Origin of the sequence: Flavobacterium sp. UBA4854 (assembly GCF_002399805.1) — a bacterium.
GTDB lineage: Bacteria > Bacteroidota > Bacteroidia > Flavobacteriales > Flavobacteriaceae > Flavobacterium > Flavobacterium ginsengisoli.
This window is the reverse complement of sequence record NZ_DHEI01000057.1, coordinates 32,008-36,439: the sequence shown is the minus strand read 5'-3', so window position 1 is coordinate 36,439 and position 4,432 is coordinate 32,008. Positions and strand designations below refer to the sequence as shown.

The 4,432-nt window shown below is 33.3% G+C and carries 5 protein-coding genes; 4 read left to right on the top strand and 1 reads right to left on the bottom strand.

Translation table 11 applies throughout. From position 1 onward, the window contains the following. Positions 1-893 (top strand): amidohydrolase family protein (locus B3J44_RS08555; RefSeq protein ID WP_286967802.1); only part of this gene is annotated, 893 nt, incomplete at its 5' end. A 9-nt stretch (positions 894-902) separates the two neighbouring features. Beyond that, positions 903-1,391, top strand: a complete 489-nt coding sequence (locus tag B3J44_RS08550; protein ID WP_286967801.1) for a DUF4296 domain-containing protein — start codon at positions 903-905, stop codon at positions 1,389-1,391. Here the strand turns inward: B3J44_RS08550 and B3J44_RS08545 are convergent. Further along, positions 1,386-2,387 carry an NAD-dependent epimerase/dehydratase family protein gene (locus tag B3J44_RS08545; protein ID WP_286967800.1) on the bottom strand — a complete coding sequence of 334 codons (1,002 nt, stop codon included), beginning with the start codon at positions 2,385-2,387 and terminating at the stop codon, positions 1,386-1,388. The two genes, B3J44_RS08550 and B3J44_RS08545, sit on opposite strands and share 6 nt — an antisense overlap. Positions 2,388-2,621: 234 nt before the next feature. Between B3J44_RS08545 and tyrS the strand changes: the two genes are divergently transcribed. Beyond that, positions 2,622-3,917, top strand: a complete 1,296-nt coding sequence (tyrS, locus tag B3J44_RS08540) for a tyrosine--tRNA ligase (RefSeq protein WP_198855444.1) — start codon at positions 2,622-2,624, stop codon at positions 3,915-3,917. Between the two features lie 173 nt (positions 3,918-4,090). Next, the coding region (locus tag B3J44_RS08535) for a hypothetical protein (RefSeq protein WP_286967799.1) at positions 4,091-4,432 on the top strand (342 nt) is incomplete at its 3' end.

The following is a 4,432-nucleotide window of genomic DNA, read 5'->3' as shown; positions in this document are numbered from 1 at the left end:
TAGGTTCGTCAACAGGAAATATGTTGGTTGACAATGAAGCGGTTTTAGAAAAAATATTCTTAAGCACTCCAATGTTAATTGCAGTTCACTGTGAAGACGAAACTACGATTAAAAATAATCTTGCTGCTTTTAAAGAACAATACGGCGACGACGTTCCAGTAACGGCACACAATTTAATTAGAAGTGCAGAAGCATGTTATATTTCTTCTTCAAAAGCTGTTGCGTTAGCAAAACGTACTGGAGCTAGATTGCATATTTTCCATCTTTCAACTGCGAAAGAAATGGAATTATTTACGAATAAAATTCCGTTAGAAGATAAAAAGATCACGGCAGAGGTTTGTGTACACCACCTTTGGTTTACAGATGAAGATTATAAAACAAAAGGAAATTTCATTAAATGGAATCCTGCTGTTAAAACTGCTGAAGATCGTGCCGAACTTTGGAAGGCTTTAAACGATGGAAGAATTGATGTAATAGCAACAGATCACGCGCCTCATACCAAAGAAGAAAAAATGCAATCTTATTTGAACGCGCCTTCTGGAGGTCCACTTGTTCAGCATGCTGTTGTTGCAATGTTTGAAGCACATCATCAAGGAAAAATTACAGTGGAGAAAATCGTGGAGAAAATGTGCCACAATCCGGCTAAAATTTTCAAAATAGAAAAAAGAGGATTTATTAGAGAAGGTTACCACGCCGATTTAGTAATTGTTAATCCAAGTTTGCCTTGGAGCGTAAAGCCAGAAAATATTTTGTACAAATGCGGATGGTCTCCGTTTGAAGGATATACTTTCAAATCTAGAATAACACATACTTTTGTAAACGGTGAATTGGTTTACAATAACTTTAAAGTAAAAGATACCAGAGCTGGTAAAAGACTATTGTTTGACAGATAAAAAATGACTATGAAGAATTTTATAGTAATAATATTGGTTTTGTTTCTTTCTATAAGCTGTAAAAAGGATTTGGTAAAACAGCCTGCAAAGCTTATTGAGAAAGGTAAAATGATTGATATTATGTATGATTTATCTCTTTTGGAAGCAATGAGATATCAGAAACCTTTGTCTTTGGACTCGATTGAAAATGATCCGAAAATGTTTATTTTGAAAAAATATAAAGTAGACAGTCTTCAATTTGCCCAAAGCAACATGTATTATGCTTCAGATTATGAGAACTATAAAGATATGTTTGATGAGGTTAATAAAAGAATTTCTGTAAACCAAAGAGCAGCAGATTCTTTAGCTAAAATTGATGAGAAAAAAGCAGCTAAGGAAAGTAAGAAGAAGGCCAAAGAAGCCTCAAAAGATTCTATTCAAAAGCCAGCTCCACAAGTTAATGACGATTCTATAAGAAGAGCTCGCATGCAAATGCGAGATAGGACAAAAAAACTATAGTTTAGCGCTGTCTTTAATATATCGATGAATATCAGTAAAAACCGTTCCTAGAGCGGTTTTTATTTTTTCATTACTATACAAATTCTTTGAATACGAAGCTTTTGCTGTTGCTTTTGTGATGCTTCTTTTTATAAAAAATAAAGTAGAAAAAATTCCGTCTGAAATCCACAATATATTCATTAGAAAAGGCTTGGCATGAATATGAGGTCTCTTTACTTTTAAAACGTCAGAAACGGTATCTAAAAGATCTTTAAAAACAATATTGTCTGAGATAAGAGTGAAACGTTCGTTTATTATTTCGCTTTTCATCAATTCATAACTCGTTTTTACAACATCGTCAATCGATATGAAACCAGTGCTTCCAAGTGTGTAGAATGAAAGTCCTTTAGAGACTTTTCTATAGATTTCGCTACTTCCTTCGTCAAAAATAGCCATCATTTTTGGCGGTCCCAATATAACTCCTGGATTTACAATAATAACATTTAAACCTTCTTGATGTCCGCGCCAAACTTCCATTTCGGCACCGTATTTAGAAATGGCATAATCACTATGCGGTTTCTCAGGATTCCAATCTGTTTCTTCGGTAATATGGGTTTCGTGAGCAGCAATATCTCCTAATGCGGCAATAGAACTGATGTAGCAAAACTTTTCTACTTCTTTGGCGATAGCAAAATTGACTATGTTTGCAGTTCCTTCAATATTGGTTTTTCTAAGAATTTCTTCGTCTTTTGGTTCAAACGAAATAAAAGCTGCGCAGTGATATACTTGTTTGATATCGATAAAAGCAGTTTCAAGCGAAGGTATGTCTAGAATATCGGCTTGAAGCCAATTAATTTTTTCAAACAAATCTGCTTTTTTATACAAATCAAAAACCGATTTTGTCTTCTGAATATTTTTTTCTGTTCTGTAAATAGCCCGAACATTTTCTCCATTTTCAATTAAATGAAGCAATAAATGCGCGCCGACTAAACCAGTCCCTCCAGTTACTAATACCATTTTGTAAAGATAAGTTTTTGTTGTAAAGGTGCAAAGGTGTAGAGGGACAAAGTTGCAAAGGTTTTTTGCTTTTTGCCACAAATGCGCTAAGACGCAAAATTTTTTATTTCAATAAATTTTATGCAATACTTCCATAGTAAAAACAAAAACTTTGTGCCTTAGTGTCTTCGTGGCAGACTTTTTTGTCATTACCATTGACATTGATTACATTTGCGCAAATTATTTAAGAAAAAAATGAAGAATCTAGTTGAAGAATTAAAATGGCGCGGGTTATATCATGATAGTATGCCTGGAACGGAAGAACAATTACTAAAAGAAGCTACAACTGCGTATATTGGTTTTGATCCAACGGCAGATTCTCTGCACATCGGAAGTATGGTTCAGATCATTTTATTGGTTCACTTAAAGAATTTTGGTCACAGACCAATTGCTTTGGTTGGTGGAGCAACTGGAATGATTGGAGATCCTTCTGGTAAATCTGATGAAAGAAACTTGCTTGACGAAGTAGCTTTGGCTAAAAACGTTGCTGGAATTAAAAGTGTTTTATCTCGTTTCTTAGATTTTAATTCAACTGATGCAAATGCGCCAGTAATGGTGAATAACTACGATTGGATGAAAGAATTTTCTTTTATCGATTTTGCACGTGAAGTTGGAAAAAGAATTACTGTAAATTACATGATGGCTAAAGATTCTGTAAAAAAGAGATTTAGCGGAGAAGGAGAGGGAATGTCTTTTACAGAGTTTACATACCAGTTAATTCAAGGTTACGATTTTTATCATTTATATAAAAATAACAATTGCATTCTGCAAATGGGTGGTTCTGATCAATGGGGTAATATTACCACAGGAACAGAATTAGTGCGCAGAATGGGTGGAGAAAATGCAAAAGCATATGCTTTAACAACTCCATTAATTACAAAAGCTGACGGATCTAAATTTGGTAAATCTGAAGGCGGAAATGTTTGGTTAGATGCCGATAAAACTTCGGTTTACAAATTTTACCAATTTTGGGTAAATACTACGGATGTTGATGCTGAGAAATACATCAAAATTTTTACTTTCTTAGATAAAGATACTATTGATGCTTTAATTGAAGAGCACAAAACAGCTCCACATTTAAGAGTTTTACAAAAGAAATTGGCAGAAGAAATTACTGTTTTTGTTCACAATAGAGAAGAATTAGAAAAAGCGATTCAGGCTTCAAATATCTTGTTTGGAAATTCAACGGCAGAAGATTTGAAAAAATTGGATGAAGCTACTTTCTTAGAAGTTTTTGACGGAGTTCCACAAGCTGAAATCGCAAAAGCTGATTTAGAAAACGGATTGGAAATTATTACTGTTTTAAATGAAAAAACAGGTTTCTTTAAATCAAACGGAGAAGCTAGAAGAGCTTTAACCGCAAACTCAATTTCTGTAAACAGAGAAAAGATAAAAGAGGATTTCGTTTTAACTGCAAATGATTTAATTAATAATCAATTTGTTTTATTGCAAAGCGGAAAGAAAAATTATTTTGTGATTCGTGTTGTTTAAACAGGTTTAACCGTTTAATCGATTAATTGTTTAATCGATCCATGAAATCTTAAATTGAATATATAATTCCCAATGTTCGAAAGAATATTGGGATTTTTTTGTTTTAAAGTTTTGATGTTAAAAATGTAAATATTTTTTTATTAAATTTATCGCCTAAAACTAACCTAATAAATATGATTGGAATTTTACTTATTTACTGGATCTGGAAAGGCTATACTAATTTAGCTCTTGAATATGATAAGAACAAATGGGGTTATTTCGGGATTGGAATAGTGTCTTATTATGGAGGCACTCTCGTTGCAGGATTTCTTGTTGGAATTTTAGCTGTCCTTATTAGAGGTGTTGAGAATGTAAACGATGACAGTTTTAGTAATCCAGGATGGAATATACTTTTTGTGCTTTTTGGCGCTTTGGCTTGCTACGGAGTTTACAAGCTTCTAGAGAGTAAAGGCGAAAAAGAAAAAGCGCTTCAAAAAAGAGAAGGAATTGAAAGTATAGGTGTAGCAGAGGAGAAT

What these genes read in the sequence shown, in the direction of transcription:
- tyrS (WP_198855444.1), top strand. Translation starts at nt 2,622, where the DNA reads ATGAAGAATCTAGTTGAAGAATTAAAATGGCGCGGGTTATATCATGAT.
- B3J44_RS08545 (WP_286967800.1), bottom strand. Translation starts at nt 2,387, where the DNA reads ATGGTATTAGTAACTGGAGGGACTGGTTTAGTCGGCGCGCATTTATTG.
- B3J44_RS08550 (WP_286967801.1), top strand. Translation starts at nt 903, where the DNA reads ATGAAGAATTTTATAGTAATAATATTGGTTTTGTTTCTTTCTATAAGC.